At 38.8% G+C, this 20,225-nt stretch carries 20 protein-coding genes and 1 pseudogene; 7 read left to right on the top strand and 14 right to left on the bottom strand.

Annotated features, from left to right (window positions below):
• Positions 1-27 precede the first annotated feature (27 nt).
• The gene (locus H6F62_RS17560; protein ID WP_137909217.1) at positions 28-405 is read left to right on the top strand and encodes a Mo-dependent nitrogenase C-terminal domain-containing protein; all 378 of its coding nucleotides are present in this window, start codon (positions 28-30) and stop codon (positions 403-405) included.
• A gap of 103 nt (positions 406-508) precedes the next feature.
• Here the strand turns inward: H6F62_RS17560 and H6F62_RS17565 are convergent, their stop codons facing one another.
• A complete protein-coding gene (locus tag H6F62_RS17565; protein ID WP_137909218.1) occupies positions 509-2,344 on the bottom strand; it encodes a caspase family protein in 1,836 nt (611 codons plus the stop codon).
• 318 nt (positions 2,345-2,662) lie between these two features.
• Here H6F62_RS17565 and rpmF point away from each other — a divergent pair, with 318 nt between their 5' ends.
• Complete coding sequence (rpmF, locus tag H6F62_RS17570; protein ID WP_137909228.1) at positions 2,663-2,839, top strand: 50S ribosomal protein L32; 177 nt, start codon at positions 2,663-2,665, stop codon at positions 2,837-2,839.
• Positions 2,840-3,102: 263 nt separating this feature from the next.
• On the opposite strand, the gene H6F62_RS17575 is transcribed toward rpmF, so the two are convergent.
• From H6F62_RS17575 to H6F62_RS17600, 6 genes are all read right to left on the bottom strand, one after another.
• On the bottom strand, positions 3,103-4,488 hold the full coding sequence (locus tag H6F62_RS17575; protein ID WP_137909219.1) for an aldehyde dehydrogenase: 1,386 nt from the start codon (positions 4,486-4,488) through the stop codon (positions 3,103-3,105).
• Positions 4,489-4,555: 67 nt separating this feature from the next.
• Positions 4,556-5,038 carry a hypothetical protein gene (locus H6F62_RS17580; RefSeq protein ID WP_190372594.1) on the bottom strand — a complete coding sequence of 161 codons (483 nt, stop codon included), beginning with the start codon at positions 5,036-5,038 and terminating at the stop codon, positions 4,556-4,558.
• Positions 4,987-6,693, bottom strand: a complete 1,707-nt coding sequence (gene ureC / locus H6F62_RS17585; protein ID WP_137909221.1) for an urease subunit alpha — start codon at positions 6,691-6,693, stop codon at positions 4,987-4,989. Before ureC ends, H6F62_RS17580 begins: the two co-directional genes overlap by 52 nt.
• Positions 6,694-6,735: 42 nt before the next feature.
• A complete protein-coding gene (locus H6F62_RS17590; protein WP_137909222.1) occupies positions 6,736-7,041 on the bottom strand; it encodes an urease subunit beta in 306 nt (101 codons plus the stop codon).
• 87 nt (positions 7,042-7,128) lie between these two features.
• The gene (locus H6F62_RS17595; protein ID WP_137909223.1) at positions 7,129-7,431 is read right to left on the bottom strand and encodes an urease subunit gamma; all 303 of its coding nucleotides are present in this window, start codon (positions 7,429-7,431) and stop codon (positions 7,129-7,131) included.
• Positions 7,432-7,471: 40 nt separating this feature from the next.
• Complete coding sequence (locus H6F62_RS17600; protein ID WP_137909224.1) at positions 7,472-8,311, bottom strand: urease accessory protein UreD; 840 nt, start codon at positions 8,309-8,311, stop codon at positions 7,472-7,474.
• A gap of 362 nt (positions 8,312-8,673) precedes the next feature.
• Between H6F62_RS17600 and H6F62_RS17605 the strand changes: the two genes are divergently transcribed.
• Positions 8,674-9,546 carry a ParA family protein gene (locus H6F62_RS17605; RefSeq protein ID WP_137909225.1) on the top strand — a complete coding sequence of 291 codons (873 nt, stop codon included), beginning with the start codon at positions 8,674-8,676 and terminating at the stop codon, positions 9,544-9,546.
• Between the two features lie 300 nt (positions 9,547-9,846).
• Here the strand turns inward: H6F62_RS17605 and H6F62_RS17610 are convergent, their stop codons facing one another.
• A complete protein-coding gene (locus tag H6F62_RS17610) occupies positions 9,847-10,527 on the bottom strand; it encodes a response regulator transcription factor (protein WP_137909226.1) in 681 nt (226 codons plus the stop codon).
• Positions 10,528-11,603: 1,076 nt separating this feature from the next.
• Between H6F62_RS17610 and groES the strand changes: the two genes are divergently transcribed.
• Positions 11,604-11,915: a co-chaperone GroES gene (gene groES, locus H6F62_RS17615; RefSeq protein WP_028082734.1), complete on the top strand. Its 312-nt coding sequence runs from the start codon at positions 11,604-11,606 to the stop codon at positions 11,913-11,915.
• Positions 11,916-12,013: 98 nt separating this feature from the next.
• The gene (groL, locus tag H6F62_RS17620) at positions 12,014-13,651 is read left to right on the top strand and encodes a chaperonin GroEL (RefSeq protein ID WP_137909227.1); all 1,638 of its coding nucleotides are present in this window, start codon (positions 12,014-12,016) and stop codon (positions 13,649-13,651) included.
• Between the two features lie 604 nt (positions 13,652-14,255).
• Here groL and H6F62_RS17625 read toward each other — a convergent pair.
• The 4 genes and pseudogenes from H6F62_RS17625 to H6F62_RS21085 all read right to left on the bottom strand — a co-directional run bounded on the left by H6F62_RS17625 (position 14,256) and on the right by H6F62_RS21085 (position 16,857).
• On the bottom strand, positions 14,256-14,699 hold the full coding sequence (locus H6F62_RS17625) for a putative toxin-antitoxin system toxin component, PIN family (protein ID WP_137909097.1): 444 nt from the start codon (positions 14,697-14,699) through the stop codon (positions 14,256-14,258).
• A 2-nt stretch (positions 14,700-14,701) separates the two neighbouring features.
• The gene (locus H6F62_RS17630; RefSeq protein ID WP_137909098.1) at positions 14,702-14,974 is read right to left on the bottom strand and encodes a hypothetical protein; all 273 of its coding nucleotides are present in this window, start codon (positions 14,972-14,974) and stop codon (positions 14,702-14,704) included.
• Between the two features lie 86 nt (positions 14,975-15,060).
• On the bottom strand, positions 15,061-16,452 hold the full coding sequence (gene asnS / locus H6F62_RS17635) for an asparagine--tRNA ligase (protein WP_137909099.1): 1,392 nt from the start codon (positions 16,450-16,452) through the stop codon (positions 15,061-15,063).
• Positions 16,453-16,605: 153 nt separating this feature from the next.
• Positions 16,606-16,857 (bottom strand): annotated as a pseudogene (locus tag H6F62_RS21085) (hypothetical protein).
• A gap of 120 nt (positions 16,858-16,977) precedes the next feature.
• Between H6F62_RS21085 and H6F62_RS17640 the strand changes: the two are divergent.
• A complete protein-coding gene (locus H6F62_RS17640) occupies positions 16,978-17,244 on the top strand; it encodes a DUF6439 family protein (RefSeq protein WP_137909100.1) in 267 nt (88 codons plus the stop codon).
• 83 nt (positions 17,245-17,327) lie between these two features.
• Here H6F62_RS17640 and H6F62_RS17645 read toward each other — a convergent pair whose 3' ends face one another.
• Both H6F62_RS17645 and rlmD read right to left on the bottom strand, forming a co-directional pair.
• Entirely contained in the window at positions 17,328-17,777 is a 450-nt protein-coding gene (locus H6F62_RS17645; protein WP_137909101.1) for an anti-sigma regulatory factor, read from the bottom strand.
• 411 nt (positions 17,778-18,188) lie between these two features.
• A complete protein-coding gene (gene rlmD / locus H6F62_RS17650; RefSeq protein ID WP_137909102.1) occupies positions 18,189-19,571 on the bottom strand; it encodes a 23S rRNA (uracil(1939)-C(5))-methyltransferase RlmD in 1,383 nt (460 codons plus the stop codon).
• Between the two features lie 146 nt (positions 19,572-19,717).
• On the opposite strand from rlmD, the gene apcD reads away from it, so the two are divergent.
• A complete protein-coding gene (apcD, locus tag H6F62_RS17655) occupies positions 19,718-20,203 on the top strand; it encodes an allophycocyanin subunit alpha-B (RefSeq protein WP_137909103.1) in 486 nt (161 codons plus the stop codon).
• Positions 20,204-20,225: the final 22 nt, after the last annotated feature.

Here is a 20,225-nt window from a genome sequence, read left to right on the forward strand (position 1 = left end):
TACCCTCATAAGAAGAGAATAATTACCATGAAGGTATCTAAAAGTACCAACAAAAATATTTTTGTATCAAGTTGGGTTTCTCTAAATCAAACAGACGCTAGTGAAACTAATGTGAGTCCTTTACAGGATATTAGACCTAAGCCTGTTTGGGGATTTTTACGTCCTTTGCGAAATTGGTTAGATAGCATCCAAGTCAGCGATCGCCAATTAGCTCACCGTTTATGTCAATTAATTCCCGCTCAGTGTCCATTTGAGCGCGATATCAAGCTATTTGGTAAAACCCTGTTTCACATTCCACCATTGTGCAAGCTTAACCCCTTGTATGAAGAATTAGTAGGTTTACGATTTAGAGCAATGTGCTATCTAGCCGATACCTGCGGCGAGGATATTTCACAGTACTGCTAATAGGTAATGGGTAATAAGTAATAGGTGATTCACGTTTTATAACTGACCACTGACCACTGACCACTGACCACTGACCACTGACCACTGACCACTGACCACTGAACTAATTCTTCTGAAGTTGCCATTTTTGCATAGCATCCTGAGCATCTTCGTAAGCGATCGCACCTGTAGGAACTAAAATAGCAGTGGAGATAGCACCCTGAAAATCTCCTTGATTAGCCCGAATTTTGGCTAGATTTAAGATTTTTTCACTCCACTGGTTAATTGATGTTTGGGCGATTTCAAAACCCGGTTGTCCCCGTTGTATTTTTTTAGCAACGGCAATGGCACGATTATAAGTAGAAGCTTGTTCAGGAATAATTAATGCTGTAGCTGTATCTAAGAGAGTCTTATTGCTCACATACTGCTTAGCCTCTATTTGCCATTTTTTAATCACAGTTTCAGCTTGGGAATAAAGCGGCTCTTTTTTGGTAATTAACTGAGCCGTGGCTATAGCATTTTCATATTTTCTTTGTTCGGCTTGTGCTTGTGCCAACTCTAAAATCATCTGACACCAAACTTGAATATTTTCCTGTGCTTTTGCGTATATTGGTGTGTTCGCTTTAATTTTCCGGGCTTTGGCGATCGCTGTCACCAAATCCCCTGGTTGAGTAGGGACAAGAGACATTTTTCCTAGCTCCAAAATGGCTTGATTGCGTTTTTTAGAGTCTGTATTCAAACTAATTTTGCTGGTACTGCGGTTTTGGGTAGTAGGTGATAACTGGGGAAATTGAGTCGCGCTAGTTGTATTGTCAAATACTGTTTTTGATAAATTTTTAAACCGGAAATTTTCATGATGGCGGAGCAAAAATGTAGCAAGTAAAGCTACTATCACCATATTGCCACCACCCCAGATGATAAATTGTTGCCATAAAGGCTTCTCCGACGGGCTTGAAGCCTTGTCTTTGGCGGTGGTGATAGGGGAGGGGATAAATCTACCCTCCCAATGGGATATTGGGGCAGTTTCTAAGGTGTGGTTGTTTTCGACAATTGACTCGGAAACTAATTCGGTTGGTATTTTGTTTAAAGTAGTTGCTACCGAGGCATTTTCTGTCCAGTCAGCTTGATCTATGGTAGTAATAAAGTCACTATTTTTCAGAGGGGGTGCAGTTCTAGTGACAGCAAAACTGGCTTCTGGGAAAATGATGGCTGCGGAGTTTTCATCTAATGTCAAGATAGGCAAAATAGCTGGTTGTTGAGTAGGAATAACGGTGATAGGATTTTGGACCGGCCGCCAGTGGTATTGACAGAGTTTGGGTGTAAGATAACTCAGATAACTGGCTAAATCGCCAAAGTCGTATCCCTTCCCCGAACCCAAAGCTTCTAATAATGCTGCTGTGAAGAAACCGTGACCTAATTCTGTACTTTCATGGGAAAATTCTTCTGGTTGACAGGAAATAATCGCCCCCATTTGTAATTGGGCAGCCAGTTCAATAATTTCTTGGCCTACGGGTGCATCTGCTTGTGTCCCAAAAGCCCGGTTAATATCAAAGATCAGTAAGACCTTGATGCCAGTAAATTCTAGACTTTGCATCAGCGATCGCACTTCTATACCCGTCTCAGCAACTTGTTCAGGATCACCGCCAACGGGCATTAAATAGTCTTGTTCTTTGTAGTTAACGCCATAGCCACTAAAAAATAACCATAAATAGTCTTCCGGCTGCCAAAATGTAGCCGCTAATTCTTGTAGTAACGACAGAATATTTTCCTTGGTGGGATAAGAGGATTTATCTCCTATGGGGGGGGAAGTGTTTGTCATCAATAAGCAGTTTTCAGGGGGAAAACCTGCCTGTGTCACTAAAAAGCCTTTAATTGCCTCAGCATCAGCTTGAGCGCAACCTAGAGGTTGAAATAATTGATATTGATTAATGCCAATGGCGATCGCCCAGTAATTTACCATCCCATCTTTATCGGCTATTATTTGCCTGAAATTGCTGTTAGCACGAACCTTTAACTACAAAACTAACTTATGTTTTATAGTTTAGATAATTTTAACTCATTTCTGACATAAGTTATTTTTTACACTATATAAATACTCATAAAAATACACCTAACTTAAATATTCAGGCAGGGAGGCCTATCCCACAAGAGTTAAATTCATTGAGTTTATATAATTTAAATTAAATGCTTAACAGCTTAACAGTTATTTCTATAGTGCCTGATGTGAATTTTATCGCTTAGAATAGGAAGGTTGTTAAGAATTACAATATCCGCTGTCATGGCTGTTCCTAAGAAGAAAACATCAAAATCTAAACGAGATAAACGCCGCGCTACCTGGAGACACAAGGCTGCTGTTGAAGCCCAAAAAGCTATCTCCCTCGGTAAATCCATTTTAAGTGGCCGTTCTAAATTCGTCTATCCAACCGACCAGGAAGAAGAAACTCAAGAATCTTAAAGCATAATTCCGTCATCTATCATAGAGACTTCTGATAAATTTATACTCGTAACGGCTGAGATTTGAATTTTTACCAGATTAAGAAAATCTAGACTTGTGGGGTTTTAGCTGTGCTAAACCCCGATCTGTAAAATCAAATAATTCAGCCATTTTGAGTATAGATGAGGATTGGTAGAAAATCCTCATTGCTCTAGGATTTTCCGAATAATTAACCCTAATTCCCGAAATCTATGGTTTTTAGGGTAAATGCGGTTTATTTGCTCTTAAATACCAACAATCCATTTCAAAAGTGATATTTTACCTTTATAGGGTGCGTATCGCCAATTTATATCCCAAGGTAGGAAGTTTTGTAAAACGCTTTTGTAATGTGAAAAAGTATCGAAACCCGCTTTACCGTGATAGCTACCCATCCCACTATCACCCACACCCCCAAATGGTAAAGACGAAACAGCAACCTGCATTATTGTGTCCTGAATACATACCCCACCAGATGATGTTTCCTGTAAAATGCGTTTTTGCAAGTCTTTATTTTGGGAAAATAAATATAAAGCTAAAGGTTTTGGTCTGGAGTTAATTAAGGTAATGGCTTCGTTAATATCTGTATATTCAATGATGGGCAAAATTGGACCAAAAATCTCTTCTTGCATTACCTGATCTTCTAAAGAAACATTTTCTAGTAAGCTGGGAGCAATATAAAGTTCTTCTGGTTTGGTTTCTCCACCAACAATGATTTTACCAGATTGAAGTAAATTAACTAATCTATCAAAATGTTTTTGATGAACAATTCTGGCATAATCAGGACTAGTAGCGGGATTTTCCCCATAAAATTCCTTGAGACATTTTTGTAAAGCAGCGACTAAATCTGGTTTAATTTTTTGATCTACTAACAGATAATCTGGTGCAATACAAGTTTGTCCAGCGTTAATAAATTTTCCCCAAGTAATCCGTTTAGCGGTATGTTCTAAATTAATGTCATGATCAACAATACAAGGACTTTTTCCCCCCAATTCCAAAGTAACTGGAGTCAGATGTTTTGCAGCAGCCTCCATGACAATTTTACCAATGGCTGTACCACCAGTAAAAAAGATGTGATCAAATTTTTGGGCTAGTAACTGTTGACTAGTTTCTACTGCTCCTTGAATGACCGTAATATATTCAGGAGGAAAGTATTTTTGAATCAGTTCGCTGATTAAATCAGAAGTATGGGGTGCGAGTTCTGAAGGTTTAATTACCGTACAATTTCCCGCAGCGATCGCCCCAACCAAAGGTGATATGATTAATTGAAAAGGATAATTCCAAGGACCAATAATTAATACTATTCCTAAAGGTTCTGGACATATCTTAGCGGAATAAGGGAATAAATCCACAGGAACCGCTGCTTTTTGCGGTTTTGTCCAGTTATTGATATGTTTGAGAGCATAATCAATTTCTTTATTAACACCGATTTCTGTAGCGTAACTTTCAAATTCTGGTTTATGTAAATCTGCCTTTAATGCCTGGATAATTCCCTCTTTATTCTCAATTACCAACTGCTTGAGTATTTTTAATTGAGAAATCCGAAAAGCTACATCTTTAGTTTTACCTGTTTGGAAAAACTGCCGTTGTTTGTTAATAATATCCAGAGGTTTTGATAGTTCAGTAGTAAGCATTTTCTGGTGATAACTAGGTTATAAAATTCGGAATTTGTAGAAAAATTATTATTAATGCAGATGTTTTTTACTGCATTAATAACAAAATTTTAATTGATGGTAAAAACTGCTGAAACTCAGCCAGTGGAGGAATAGAAATTGCTCTTTTTAAGAGTGTTTTCAAAACAGATGAATCATTGATATTATTCACTGCATTAATAATAGTTATTGGTACTTCACCAAATCTTGTTTCTAAGACTTCAATCACGCTATCTTGACTACTTTGAATGACTCCTAACTGACGACCTTCTTGCAGACCTTCCTCAATTCCTTCTTGTTTAGCTAATCTTTCAATACTGGTTACATAGCGCATTTTTCTAGCCTCTTCGTAACTTTTGATTTCTGTTTTAAAACTAATTGCCAATTCTTCAGGTAAGACCATTATCCAATCAATAAACCGGAATAATTGTCTAATATCTTGCCGACTCAAACCGCTTTCTAAGAGGATTCTGACATAAATTAAAACAAAAAGTATCTTTGTGCCATAGGTAAAACTGTCGCCGGTTCGCAAGTTAATAATTCACCATCTGCGCGAACTTCATAGGTTTCCGAATCTACTTCCATAAGAGGTAAAGCATCATTTAATTTCATATCCTTTTTAGTTAATTGACGAGTTCCCGAAACAGCAATTGCTAACTTGTTCAATCCTAATTGTTGGGGAATTTCTCTTTCTAAAGCTACTTGAGACACAAAAGTTAATGATGTGGCATTTTTCGCACCGGCAAAACTGCCAAACATAGGACGCATATAAACAGGCTGGGGTGTGGGAATACTAGCATTAGCATCGCCCATTTGTGACCAAGCAATCATACCACCTTTAATGACAATTTCCGGTTTGACACCAAAAAAAGCAGGTTTCCACAAACATAAATCCGCTAATTTTCCCGCTTCTACAGACCCCACATACCCAGAAATTCCATGGGTAATCGCTGGATTAATAGTATATTTAGCAACATATCTTTTCGCTCGAAAATTGTCTGCATTGCCATCATTACCCAGGCTTCCGCGTTGCAGTTTCATTTTATGGGCAGTTTGCCAAGTTCTAATTATTACCTCACCAACGCGCCCCATCGCTTGGGAATCGGAAGCAATCATACTAAACGCGCCTAAATCGTGGAGAATATCCTCAGCAGCAATAGTTTCTCTACGGATACGAGACTCAGCAAAAGATACATCTTCAGGAATAGCGGGATCAAGATGATGACACACCATCAACATATCTAAGTGTTCATCTAGGGTATTAATGGTGTAAGGACGGGTAGGGTTGGTAGAAGAGGGTAAAACGTTACTTTGTCCGCAAACCTTAATAATATCCGGTGCGTGTCCTCCTCCCGCCCCCTCGGTGTGGTAGGTGTGAATAGCACGATGTTTAAAAGCCGCAATTGTATCTTCAACAAAGCCAGCTTCGTTTAACGTATCCGTATGTATTGCTACTTGTATATCATATTCATCAGCCACCGTTAAACAAGTATCAATAGTTGCAGGATTTGTTCCCCAGTCCTCATGGAGTTTTAACCCCATTACCCCCGCTTCAATTTGTTCTATCAGTCCTTGAGGTTGACTAGTATTACCTTTTCCTAAAAATCCCAAATTAACAGCAAAAGCGTCCGCCGCTTGCAACATTCTGTAAATATTCCATGGTCCGGGAGTACAAGTTGTGGCATTTGTTCCCGTAGCTGGTCCAGTACCACCACCGATCATTGTCGTGATACCTGATGCAATAGCTACTTCAATTTGCTGGGGACAGATAAAATGGATATGGGTATCAATTCCTCCCGCAGTCAGAATCATTCCTTCACCAGCTAAAGCCTCCGTTCCCGGTCCAATAATGATATCTATATTATCTTGAATATAAGGATTTCCGGCCTTACCAATTTTGTGAATTTTACCATTTTTAATCCCAATATCTGCCTTGACAATACCCCACCAATCAAGAATTAAAGCATTAGTAATCACTAAATCTACCGCACCATCACTATTAGAAATTGGGGATTGTCCCATCCCATCTCTAATCACTTTTCCGCCCCCAAATTTCACCTCATCTCCATAATTTGTGAAGTCTTTTTCTACTTGAATAAATAATTCTGTGTCTGCTAATCTAATTCTGTCTCCTACAGTTGGTCCATAGGTTTCGGCGTAGGCTTGGCGGTTCATTTTGTATGACATATTTTTATCCTTTTTTGATCACGTTTTTGGTGCAGAGAGAATTTACAGGTTTCCGTTAATTTTGTTATTAAATCCGTAGATTTGGCGGCTACCAACTAAAGGAATTAATGTGATTTCCTTTTCGTCTCCCGGTTCAAATCTGACTGCTGTACCTGCGGGAATATCTAATCTCATTCCTCGCGCTTTTTCTCTATCAAAATGTAGAAAACTATTAACTTCGTAAAAATGAAAATGTGAACCGATTTGAATTGGTCTATCTCCTGTATTTGCTACTACTAATTTAGTAGTTGGACGATTTGCATTTAATTCTATTTCTCCTACTGGGGTAATAATTTCTCCGGGGATCATAATCTCATTTCTCCTAAGTTACAAATTTTCTAAGAATTAGACAAATGGTGTAAATGCTTTTTGTACCTTCTCCTATCTTAATCGTTTCTAACGAATGGGATTATGTACAGTTACCAACTTAGTTCCGTCAGGAAAAGTGGCTTCTACCTGAACATCATCAATCATTTCTGGTACACCTTCCATAACATCATCACGATTTAATAATGTTGTCCCATAACTCATCAAATCTGCCACAGTTTGACCATCTCTTGCACCTTCTAAAATAGCAGCAGAAATCAAAGCCACTGCTTCAGGATAATTCAATTTTAAACCTCTATTTTTCCTTCTCTCCGCGACTAAAGCAGCGGTAAAAATTAATAATTTATCTTTTTCCTGGGGTGTAAGCTGCATTTTTCTTTCCTCTGCGTCCTCTGTACCTGAAGTGGTTAGTTTAAATTTGCCATACTCTAGGAATACAATTACCACGATTTTGATAATTTATTCGTAAATTTTGCCAAATATTTGTAAACCAATTTCTCACTTCTGATATAGAATTACCACGATAGCGACATAAAAATCCCTGTTGTAAGCGAGTTACTCCAGCAAAATTATTTTCAATCATTAAAGAACGGGCTTTGTCAATCATTTCTCCAGAAACGGAATTTCCTAACCAAACCAAAGTACCAAGAACGGGATTTCCTGCTAACCCGTGGGGACTGTGAAATACTTCATCGCTACCAGGGATAATTTGTCTATCAATCCATAATGGCATACCATTTTGCCATATTTCTGTGTGCGATCGCATCTCTCCCTCTAGAAATTTTTCACCCCTAGCACTGCGCCCAAATCGCATAATTTCCCAGCCTAAATAATTGGCGTTTTTACCTAATTCTACCCGCAAATCTTGGCGATAAATTGCCCCATTAAATAAAATAGTTTCTTGGGGTAAATATTCTAAATTTCCATGATCATTAACTTGGATATTGACAATTTGTCTTGCTGGTAAGCCCTGACTACGATATATTTTACTTCCGGCTGCGGTGGTAATTAAGGCCTTTGTCTGAGGTTGGAGGTGAATATCAGATGTCAAGCGATCGCCCCCCACAATGCCCCCAGCCGTGTGTAAAATCACTGTATGGCAAATTCCTTGTCCTTCCGGGTAGAAGGGACGTTGTACCTTAAAAGGTGCTTGATGGTGATTGTAAATTAATTGAGTGGAATTTTGGCAATTAGCATAGACTAAATTAAGTTTTCCATGCCAACTTTTATCTATTGGACTGTTAATAATCATTGCTAGAAGAAATACATTTTATCTGATTTTAATTTTATAGCATTTTTGCTTTTTTATTAATAAATACGGTTGTAGTTACTGCTATTAAATAAATTATCGTCAGGTTGGTAATTCAAAAATTTTATCAGTACCTAATCAGGTTCTATTTTAACTAAATCATTTTTTTGAAAACTATTTAATTGCGTATTTATATGTAGAAAACCTATAAATAAGTAATTAATTTTACTTGATTATCTCCTCAGTGCTATGATTTTGCTTTCACAGTCCATAACCACAATCTGAAAAATTCACCTGTTGCCTTCACACTATTTCCGGTCAAAATATAATAGAATTTCCATAAATACAGCATCTACGAAAAAAATATGACAGCTAAAGTAATTAGTGTTTGTAATCTCAAAGGTGGAGTTGGCAAAACTACCATCGTTATGGCCTTGTCAGAGTATTTAGCAGGGGATACCATGTATGGTCAGCGGGTTCTTGCCATTGATTTAGACCCCCAATGTAACTTAACTACTGCCTTAATGTCTGAACAAGTCTGGGAATGGCAATATAATTATCGAGGATTGACATTACCCTTTTTATTTAAAAATGCTGACCATTTTTTAGCCAATGGTAATTATCAGAAATTTATAGTCAAAGAAGAAGTTTCTAATGTCAGAAATAAAAACTCTTTTAATTGTTTACATCTAATTCCTAGTAGTTCTAAATTATTTGAACTTCAAGAAGATTTTCCAGAAACTTCTGTGGCAATTTTACGTCAACTTATCAATCCATTACTAACAGAATATGACTACATTTTAATAGATTGTCCACCCAGTATTAATAATATTATCAAAAGCGCGTTTTATGCCAGTGATTTCTGTATTATACCCTGTGTTCCCAGTCGAATGTCAATTCACGGTTTAGAACTATTACTAAAACAAATTGAGAAGTTTAATCAAGATTATCAACATGACCTCAACCCCATAGGAACTTTAATTTCTCGTTATAATGGTACTGTTTCTCAAACACAGAATTTGAATTTTATTATTGTCAATCCTTTTTTCCCACCAACTTTCTCCAATAAAATTCCAGAAAGAGCGAAAATTGCGGAAAGTTTAGATTTCAGTATGCAGCTAACATACAAACAAAAGTATGGTGATATTCATGATGTAATGGTAAAACTAACTCAGGAATTTATCCAAAGACTAAATCACAATTCTGTTAATTTGTTACAAATGGCGACTTTAGTATAAATAGCAGGTTTTAAACGATACAAAAAAGCTAACATAAGCTAACAATAGCCAGCTTTTTCTTCCTCTCCAGCGTAATTCTTTCACTCCATAAATTTTGGACTTTAGACTTTAGATAAATCATCCAAAATCCAAAATCCAAAATCTAAAATTAAAGGACAAAAACCCAAATTATTTATGAAGATTATGAAGATTATGAAGATGTAAATTTTCACCTCCAGCGTAATTTTTCTAACCCATAAATTTTGGACTTTAGACTTTAGATAAATCATCCAAAATCCAAAATCCAAAATCTAAAATTGTTTAAGCCATTTGATTTTCAATCGCCCAACGCGCTAATTCAGTGCGGTTGTGGAGATTGGTTTTACCCAACATATTGGAAACATGACTTTCAACAGTACGCTGACTGACATTTAATTCTTCAGCGATTTCGCGGTTAGCTAAACCCCTAGCTACAAACTGTACAACTTTCAGTTCCGTTGGGGTTAGCTGGACATCGAAAGGAACTTGGATGCGAGAAGCATTGTCGCCGCTCCCCTTGCTTTGGTGTTCTTTCCAACGAACAGTTTGCTTAAGCGAAGATTCTACTTGTGCTACGAGTTCTTCAGGTTCAAAAGGCTTGACCATATATACGTCCCCACCTTTATTTAAACTCTTAACTCTCTCCGTGCTTTGTCCTTTAGCCGAGAGGAAGAGAACAGGAATCCAGCCAGTGCGTTCGTTTTGTCGGACTTGTTCGACAAAAGTGTATCCGTCCATTTCCGGCATCATCACGTCACAAATAATCATATCTGGAACGTCATGTTCTAGAATATCCAGAGCTTCTCTTCCATTTTCTGCCGTTCCGATTTCATAGCCTCGGAACTCTAAGTAATCCTTCACCAGCAAGATGAGGTTGGGGTCATCATCAATCAGTAAAAGTCGTTTGTGTTCTTTCATGCTGGTTTCTTTCATAACAGTGGCACTTGTCGCGCTTCGATCCATTAGGGTGTTGATATAGTTATCCTGTATGGTGGATGACTTGATTGTGTTGTCTTTTTCCCACTGAAATTACCTTTATCGCCCCTAAGTCTTAAAAGTGGTAGTCACTTTCAACATACTAGTAGGTGGATGGCAAAAGTCTAGTAAGGATACGTATAGCAGTAGTCTTCATAATGCGCTATTATATGTCCATTTGAAAAGTGCAGGCTAAAAAACCCTGATTAAATCATCGTCGTTGTGAATCACAAGTCGGTATTTTTTCAAGACGACCCTAGCTCAAAACTCACCCGCGCTTTCATTGGTCCACTGCTGCTTTACTATATCCTTCGGCGGTGAAACCTCTATCAGAGGTTCAAAATCAACCGGGGAAGTTTTTGAAGTATGGGTTAAAAATGCAATGCAGATTTTTTCACCATACTAATTGCCAATTCACTGGTCTTAGATGACTTGATCTCATGACTTCTGGGCTTAATTGGCGATACCAGACCGCATCTAGGTAATATACCATTATCGTTCTAGAACAACAAACACGCAAGTTTTTGGCTTGAGTTGTGAAGATGCTTATGGAACGGCTGTCTGATAACTGATGGGGTTATCGCTTCCCCAATCCTGGTTAACAACATTCCCAAGTTCTAGACTAGCGGATTTGTAACAGAATTGAGCATTTATCTGTTTGTGGTTACACAAAGTCTAGAGTTTTTGTGTGAATGGGTCATGGGTAATTGGCAATTATTCCCTGTTCCCTGCTCCCTGTTCCCTGCTCCCTGGTCTCTAGTCCCTAGTAGTTTTGGGGACGAGATGGCTGTTTGTGGATCACTGTGCTGTTACTCATTGAGTAGATCCCTGATTACAGTTCTATAACAATTTCCCAAGTTTGCAAATAAATTTGTCCATATCAAAATATTCATTACTTACGCAACAAACCCTGACAACTAAAATAATTGGATATTTGCACTTAAGTACCGCCACCCTGTCCTGAGTTCGGAAACCCGTACATGAGCCAGCATTGCTATTATGTCCCATCTTTCGCTAAATTAGCACTCATGAGTCGAGAGTGCTAAGAAAGCAAGAAATTTTGTATGGCAGCTGTATCTCTAAGCGTTTCCACCGTTAAACCCCTGGGCGATCGCGTTTTCATCAAAGTGAGCGCCCCCCAAGAAAAAACCGCAGGCGGTTTGTATTTGCCCGATAATGCCCAGGAAAAACCCCAAGTAGGCGAAATCGCCGCTGTTGGACCTGGCAAGCGTAATGACGACGGTAGCCGTCAACCAATGGACATCAACATTGGCGATAAAGTGTTGTACTCCAAGTACGCTGGCACTGATATCAAACTGGGTACTGAAGAATATGTACTCCTTTCTGAAAAAGACATTCTAGCAGTCGTTAGCTAGTTAGGGATGGGTGATAGGTCAAGAGTTTTCCCCATTATCTCTTTACCATTCACCAATTTCAAGACAAATTCAATTTACTATCGGGATTTAGATTTATTATGGCAAAGCGCATTATTTACAACGAAAACGCCCGTCGCGCTCTAGAGCGTGGTATTGATATTCTGGCTGAAGCTGTAGCTGTTACCCTCGGTCCTAAAGGTCGTAACGTCGTTCTAGAAAAGAAATTCGGCGCACCACAAATCGTTAATGATGGTGTCACCATCGCTAAGGAAATTGAATTAGAAGACCACATCGAAAATACTGGCGTGGCTCTGATTCGTCAAGCTGCTTCTAAAACCAACGACGCTGCGGGTGATGGTACAACCACAGCTACCGTTTTGGCTCACGCTATCGTTAAAGAAGGTCTGCGGAACGTTGCTGCTGGTGCTAATGCGATTTTATTAAAGCGCGGTATTGATAAAGCATCTGCGTTTTTAGTCGAAAAAATTGCTGAACACGCCCGCCCTGTAGAAGATTCTAAAGCGATCGCTCAAGTTGCAGCAATTTCCGCTGGTAACGATGAAGAAGTCGGTAGCATGATTGCTCAAGCTATGGACAAAGTGGGTAAAGAAGGCGTAATTTCCCTAGAAGAAGGGAAGTCTATGACCACCGAATTGGAAATCACCGAAGGGATGCGCTTTGATAAGGGTTATATTTCCCCTTACTTCGCTACCGATGCAGAGCGCATGGAAACCGTTTTTGATGAGCCTTTCATCTTGTTAACCGACAAGAAAATTGCTTTAGTCCAAGATTTAGTTCCCGTCCTCGAACAAGTAGCTCGTTCCGGCCGTCCTTTGGTAATTATCGCTGAAGACATCGAAAAAGAAGCCTTAGCAACTTTGGTAGTTAACCGTTTACGCGGTGTTCTTAACGTTGCTGCTGTGAAAGCTCCTGGTTTTGGCGATCGCCGTAAGGCTATGCTAGAAGATATCGCTGTCTTAACCGGTGGTCAAATGATTACCGAAGACGCTGGTTTGAAACTAGATACCACCAAGATAGAAAGCTTAGGTAAAGCTCGTCGCATCACCATCACCAAAGACAGCACCACCATTGTGGCTGAAGGTAATGAAGCTGGTGTCAAAGCCCGTTGCGAACAAATCCGTCGTCAAATGGAAGAAACCGAATCTTCCTACGACAAAGAAAAACTCCAAGAGCGTTTGGCTAAATTGTCCGGTGGTGTAGCTGTAGTTAAAGTTGGTGCAGCTACCGAAACCGAAATGAAGGACAAGAAGCTACGCTTGGAAGACGCTATCAACGCTACCAAGGCCGCTGTAGAAGAAGGTATTGTTCCCGGTGGTGGTACAACCTTGGCTCACCTCGCTCCTCAGTTAGAAACTTGGGCCCACAGTCACCTCAAAGATGAAGAGTTAACTGGTGCTTTAATCGTCGCTCGCGCTTTACCTGCACCTCTGAAGAGAATTGCAGAAAACGCCGGTCAAAACGGCGCTGTAATTGCAGAAAGAGTCAAAGAGAAGGACTTCAACATTGGTTTCAATGCTTCTACCAACGAATTTGTAGATATGTTGGCCGCTGGTATTGTTGACCCAGCCAAAGTAACTCGTTCTGCTCTGCAAAATGCCGCTTCTATCGCTGGTATGGTGTTAACAACCGAATGTATTGTTGTTGACAAGCCAGAACCTAAAGATGGCGCTCCCGCTGCTGGCGCTGGTATGGGTGGTGGAGATTACGACTACTAGAATCTTTTCCTACCTTTAAATAAATAGCCGCTTCCGTAAGGAGGCGGCTGTTTTTTTTGCGAATTTTTGATGAATCTGTAAAACGTGGTGCTTAAATCAGTTATTTACAGCAGTTTCCGATATTATCAAGTACAGATATTAATCATAAAACTCTTGTGGTGCGGGCATCTTGCCCGCTAAAAGCCTACCTCATGAAGATAAAATCTGCTGTAAATCAGTTATTTACAGCAGTTTCCGATATTATCAAGTACAGATATTAATCATAAAACTCTTGTGGTGCGGGCATCTTGCCCGCTAAAAGCCTACCTCATGAAGATAAAATCTGCTGTAAATCAGTTATTTACAGCAGTTTCCGATATTATCAAGTACAGATATTAATCATAAAACTCTTGTGGTGCGGGCATCTTGCCCGCTAAAAGCCTACCTCATGAAGATAAAATCTGCTGTAAATCAGTTATTTACAGCAGTTTCCGATATTATCAAGTACAGATATTAATCATAAAACTCTTGTGGTGCGGGCATCTTGCCCGCATAAGGTGTACCTCACTCAAAGCTACTTACTGTACTAGATACTAATATTGTTTCAGCCTCACTAAAACTGATTTTATTTATCTAATATCCTGATAAATAAATCCGGTGATAAAATTTGTGTTCCGTGATAGTATTTTAACGGCAAAATATGTTTCTTATCAAGAGAAACTAAATAATCAGCACTAACTTCATAAGCTGCGGCCAAAAACATATTATCATTAGGATCAATATTATCCAAGATTGTTGCTTCATAAGTACCTTGGATTTTAATTGCTGTGTAAAAAATGGCTGTCAAAATATCTTTGATATCAGTTTTATCAATATTTTTTGCTAATAATTTTTCAACTAATTCCTCTAATATTTGTGGAGAAATTACTAGATTAAATTTACCTTCTCGCCAGAATATAATAATTTGACAAGGCGCACTATTTGGGTTTTTACTCAATAAAGCCGAGATGAAAACAGATGTATCTACAATTACTAAAGGTATTGGTGAATCAAATTTTTGAAAAGACATTATCAGAAATCCGATTCATTTAATTTTGCCGATATTCTTCCACTAGCGGCATAAAATTTTTGCCAAACTTCCTCTTCACAGTCATTGGATAAAGCTAAAACTTCGCTGATAGTTTCTGCAATAATCTCTTTTGCTTGTTGTTTATAATCTCCGGGTGGTTTTTCTTGATTATTTAATCCCAGTTGTTGAATTAACTGCTGTAATAACCATTGTTTATCTTCAATGGAGTAAGTTTGTAATATTTGTTCAATTTCAATAATCTTAGGTGATGGCATAACATTTTCATAGGAACAGTTTACCTACTTTTAGTATAACAAAGGCTTCGGTTAAAGAGACGTGATTTACAACGTCTCTAAAATCATTAAAACTCCGCGTTTTCTGGTGTGCGAGGGAACGGAATAACATCCCGAATATTCCCCATACCCGTCATAAATTGTACCAACCTTTCAAACCCCAAACCGAAACCAGCATGAGGAACAGTCCCATAACGACGCAAATCTAAATACCACCACAAATCTTCCGGGTTCATACCTTGTGCTAAAACCCGTTTTTCTAAAACATCTAACCGTTCTTCCCGTTGGGAACCACCAATAATTTCCCCTATTTTTGGTGCGAGAATATCCATAGCGCGGACGGTTTTTTCATCATCACTTAACCGCATATAAAAAGCTTTGATTTGTGCCGGATAATCTGTCACAATGACTGGCTTTTTAAACAGTTGTTCGGCTAAATAGCGTTCATGTTCTGATTGTAAATCAGCACCCCAACTCACAGGATAATCAAATTTAACATCAGCTTTTTCTAAAAGTTTAACTGCTTCTGTATAAGTCAACCGTTCAAATTGATTGTTAATAATATTATTAGCAGTTTCTAAAACAGTTTTATCAATGCGTTCATTAAAAAATTCCATGTCTTCTGGACAAGTTTCCATTACATATTTAAAAATGTATTTCAGAAACTCCTCAGCCAAATCCATATCACCCTCTAAATCACAAAACGCCATTTCTGGTTCAACCATCCAAAATTCGGCTAAATGACGAGAAGTATTAGAATTTTCCGCCCGGAATGTAGGACCAAAAGTATAGACATTAGTAAAAGCCATAGCCATAATTTCGGCTTCTAACTGTCCACTAACTGTTAAATATGCAGGTTTACTAAAGAAGTCTTGACTATAATCAATTTCTTGATTTTCTCTGCGGGGAACATTCTTTAAATTAAAATTAGTAACAGTAAATAATTCTCCAGCCCCTTCGCAGTCACTAGCAGTAATAATGGGAGTATGTACCCATAAAAAACCCCGTTCGTGAAAAAATTGGTGAATAGCAGTCGCGCAAGCATTTCTTACCCGAAATACCGCACCAAAGGAGTTAGTTCTACCGCGCAAATGGGCTATGGTTCTTAGAAACTCAAAGGAATGACGTTTCTTTTGCAGAGGATAGGTATCAGGATCAGCGTCTCCGTATATTTTCACCGTATCCGCTTTTAATTCTATTCTTTGTCCTTTACCTTGGGAAGCTACTATCACTCCTGATACTTCTATAGAAGCACCCGTATTGATTTGTTTTAAGATTCCTTGATAATCTGGTAAATCTTGATTAATCACAACTTGCAAATTACCCAAGGATGAACCATCATTAACTTCTAAGAACGCAAATCCTTTTAACTCGCGTTTTGTTCTTACCCAACCTTGGACTACCAAAGTTTCTTCTGGTTTACCACTTCTTAATATTTCTGCAATACGACGATTTAGCATTTTCTCCAACTGTTTTTTTTGACTATATAATACCAATTATAGCAAAATAGAGACTGAAAATCGGATAAACCGAATCATAAAATTTCCGATTTGATATCATTGGACTTGGTTTAAATAAAATCCAAAATCCAAAATCCAAAATCTAAAATTCCATCATCCAACCCAAGATTTTAGTAACCAACCTATAATAACGCCCAAACCGCCAAAACGGATAGCTTGCCAAAAAGGTCTTTTTAGGGTATCCCAAGAAAACAACCGGCTTTCTCAGTTGATTTCCAAGGTTTCCCACTGTTTTTGAATGCAGGTTAACTCTGTCTTAATTTATGGGGTCTGTTTGCTATTTTGCTTTAAATTCTTTAATTATTGTTGCCATTGTGCCTTCAAGAATCTTACTCAAGTTTCCACTTCCTCTCATTCCTGTGCAAAATCTAAGTGGGGATTTTCCTCTAAATTAGTCATTAGCGATTCGTAATTAGCTATGATGATTAAATCATAAATTTTACTCTTAACTTAGCACTTAGTCTTATGTTGCAAACTAGTCAACTAAATGAAATTAGCACTTTAGAACTGGCACAAGCACTCATGGAAAGGTTAAGGATCACTCCAGAGGATTGGCATCGTCTCAAATCTAACCGCAATGCCCGCGCTAGTGAACAGGTTGCCGCCGCCATAGTCTTTTTAGTCAAAAATGAACCCCAAGAGGCGCAAGCCAGACTAGAACAGGCTGTAGGCTGGCTAGACAAATCAATTTCCGCCCCTCCTTGCCCCACCCACGGACACAAAACAAAGTAAGGGCAAACCCCCTGTGGTTGCCCAATGGGGTAAGGGCAAACCCCCTGTGGTTGCCCCAGTAATAAAGGAATTAACCTCACCCTTCACCTTCCCAAAGATAATAAACGACGGCTTTCTACCTGCTTACAAAGCCTGAGTTCTGTACCTTTGCGATTCCATTCTACTTGATCAAAAATCTGATGCAGCAAGGACATACCGCGTCCACTTTCTGCTTCCTCAGGTGGTAAATAGTCATTGGGATCACTATCACCTGTAATGGAGGGAGTGAAACCGCTACCCTGATCTGAGATAATCCACCAATATTGATTATCTACTAATGAGAAACGGACTACTACTAATTTAGCGGGATCAAGATTATTCCCATGTTTAGCGGCATTTACTAGGGCTTCTTGGAGTCCTAGTCGCAGTTCTGATTGCAATTTTGCCGGAATATCTGTCAACAATAAATCTAGGATTGGACAAAGATAAAGGGTGGAAGCAAAACTAATTGTCCCCCAGTAACGCCCGACTGGACGAAGAGAAATGGTAATCACAAGAGAAACCCCGTAGCTTTTAGTTAGCTAGACATCAGGAAAGCTGTTTCAGGCATTCTGATCAGAATTAGGTGATCATGTTGCCTGTAAACTTACGTCTGTAAAACTAAATTTATAAAAATGCTCTTGGCTGGTAAATTAAGACGAGAATTCATATTGCTTATTTACAATTTTCTCAAGTTAATCTGTTGATTTAGCAGATAAATAAAAACTGCTATTTTTGAACAGGAGGAGAAAAACAATCTCATTAACTGCTGGTTTGTATTTAACACAATCTTATTCCTTTCTTAACATTTTATGCAGCCTCGATTTCTTTAAAACAAAATGAGTTTCTATTTCTATGTAGTTTCATTCTAGCATTATGAGTATCCACTAGACTACAAATTTCTGATTTTTATTTTTTGTGAAAAATTAACTACTCTGGTCATTGTCCGATAGTGCCAGAAAAGCGGCTGCCTCTACATGGGCAGTTTGGGGGAAAAAGTCGGCAGGTTGCACCCTTGTGAGTCTATACAGTCCATTTTCGCAAAGTAATTTGAGGTCACGGGCTAAGGTAGATACTTTACAACTGACGTAAACAATTCGAGAAGGTTTCAGGTTTCTTAATGTTTTGATAACGTTATCTTCACATCCTTTCCGTGGTGGATCAAGTAAGACGACATCCGGTATGATCTCTAAATTCTGGAGAATCTTTTCCACCGCACCTACTTGGAATGTGACATTATTAATTCTATTTTCTTGAGCATTGACAATTGCCTGTTTTACTGCTGTTGATTGTAATTCTAAACCGATGATATGCTTTGCTTGTTTAGCCAGGGGCAAAGTTAAGGTCCCTATGCCACAATAGGCATCTACTAGGACTTCATGACCTTGTAAATTTAGTTCTGACTGAATTACCTCTAATAGTGCTTCGGCTGTTTCTGTGTACACTTGGAAGAAGGTATCTGGGCGAATTTGAAAATCCAGTCCGGCGAATTTTTCTCGTAGGTAAGGAACTCCAGCTAAACAACGGGTTTCTAGTCCAAATATAGCATTTGTGCGATCGCTATTACGATTTAATGACACGCCCACTAATTGGGGATAACGCTGTAACCATTGCTGTGCTTGGTTTTCAATTCCTGGTAAATTCCTATCTTTGACGACCAAAGTTAGCAGCATTTCTCCTGTGCGACGGCCAATGCGTAAACCTAAATGGCGAATTAATCCTTTGTGTCTGGTTTCGTCATAAATTGACCAACCCTGCTTTTCAATATCTAATTTTACTTCAGCTAATAAAGGATTTAACCGTGGATCTTGCACTGGGCATTGATTTAAGTTTATTAATTTATGTGTACCTTTGTGATAATATCCAGCTTGGACATGACCTGTAGCAGCAATACCAAGAGGATAGGTAACTTTGTTGCGATAACCCAAGGATGTAGCAGCTACTAATACTGGATTTACAGGTATGTTAACAAAACCGCCAATTCTTTCTAAAGCTTGAATTACTTGATTTTGTTTGGCTATTAACTGGTAATCATATTTAATATGTTGCCATTGACAACCACCACATTTATCAGCGACAATACAGCTTGGTCGCACCCGTTGAGGCGAGGCTTGCAATAATTCCTGCACCTGACCATAAGCATATTTTGGCTTAACATTGAGTAACTTGACAAGTAGGCGATCGCCTGGTACAGTATCAGGAACAAAAACCACACGCTGTTCAAAGCGTCCCACACCGTCACCAGTGTCGTTTAAATCAGTAATTTCCAGTTCGATAATTTCACCTTGTCGCCACATTATATTAGTCATTAGTGAGTTGTTAGGGAATAGGGAAGGGAGAGTTCCTTAATGTAGAATTGTGAATAGATTTATGTCTATCTTCCCACACACTTCACGAATGTTCCTCTAAGTCGGTAAACTAGCAAATATAAATATTTCGGGTTATTTAGATCATCATGACTGTAATTAGCCAAGTTATTCTCCAAGCTGACGACGAACTGCGTTATCCCAGCAGTGGTGAACTCAAAAACATCAAAGCATTTTTGGAAACTGGTGTAAAGCGCACAAGAATCGCTGCCACCCTTTCAGAAAACGAGAAAAAAATTGTTCAAGAAGCCACCAAAAAACTTTGGCAAAAACGCCCTGATTTTATCGCCCCTGGTGGTAATGCTTACGGTGAAAAACAACGGGCTTTGTGTATTCGGGATTTTGGCTGGTACTTACGCCTAATTACCTACGGTGTACTTGCTGGTGACAAAGAACCCATTGAAAAAATTGGTTTGATTGGTGTACGAGAAATGTACAATTCTCTAGGCGTTCCTGTTCCAGGAATGGTAGAGGCGATTAATTCTCTCAAACAAGCGTCCTTGGATTTACTAAATGCAGAAGACGCTTCAGAGACCGCACCCTACTTTGATTACATCATTCAAGCCATGTCTTAATCAAAGGCCTGTATTATAGCCC

The organism is Anabaena sp. FACHB-1391, from assembly GCF_014696755.1.
In the GTDB taxonomy this organism is placed as follows: domain Bacteria; phylum Cyanobacteriota; class Cyanobacteriia; order Cyanobacteriales; family Nostocaceae; genus Dolichospermum; species Dolichospermum planctonicum.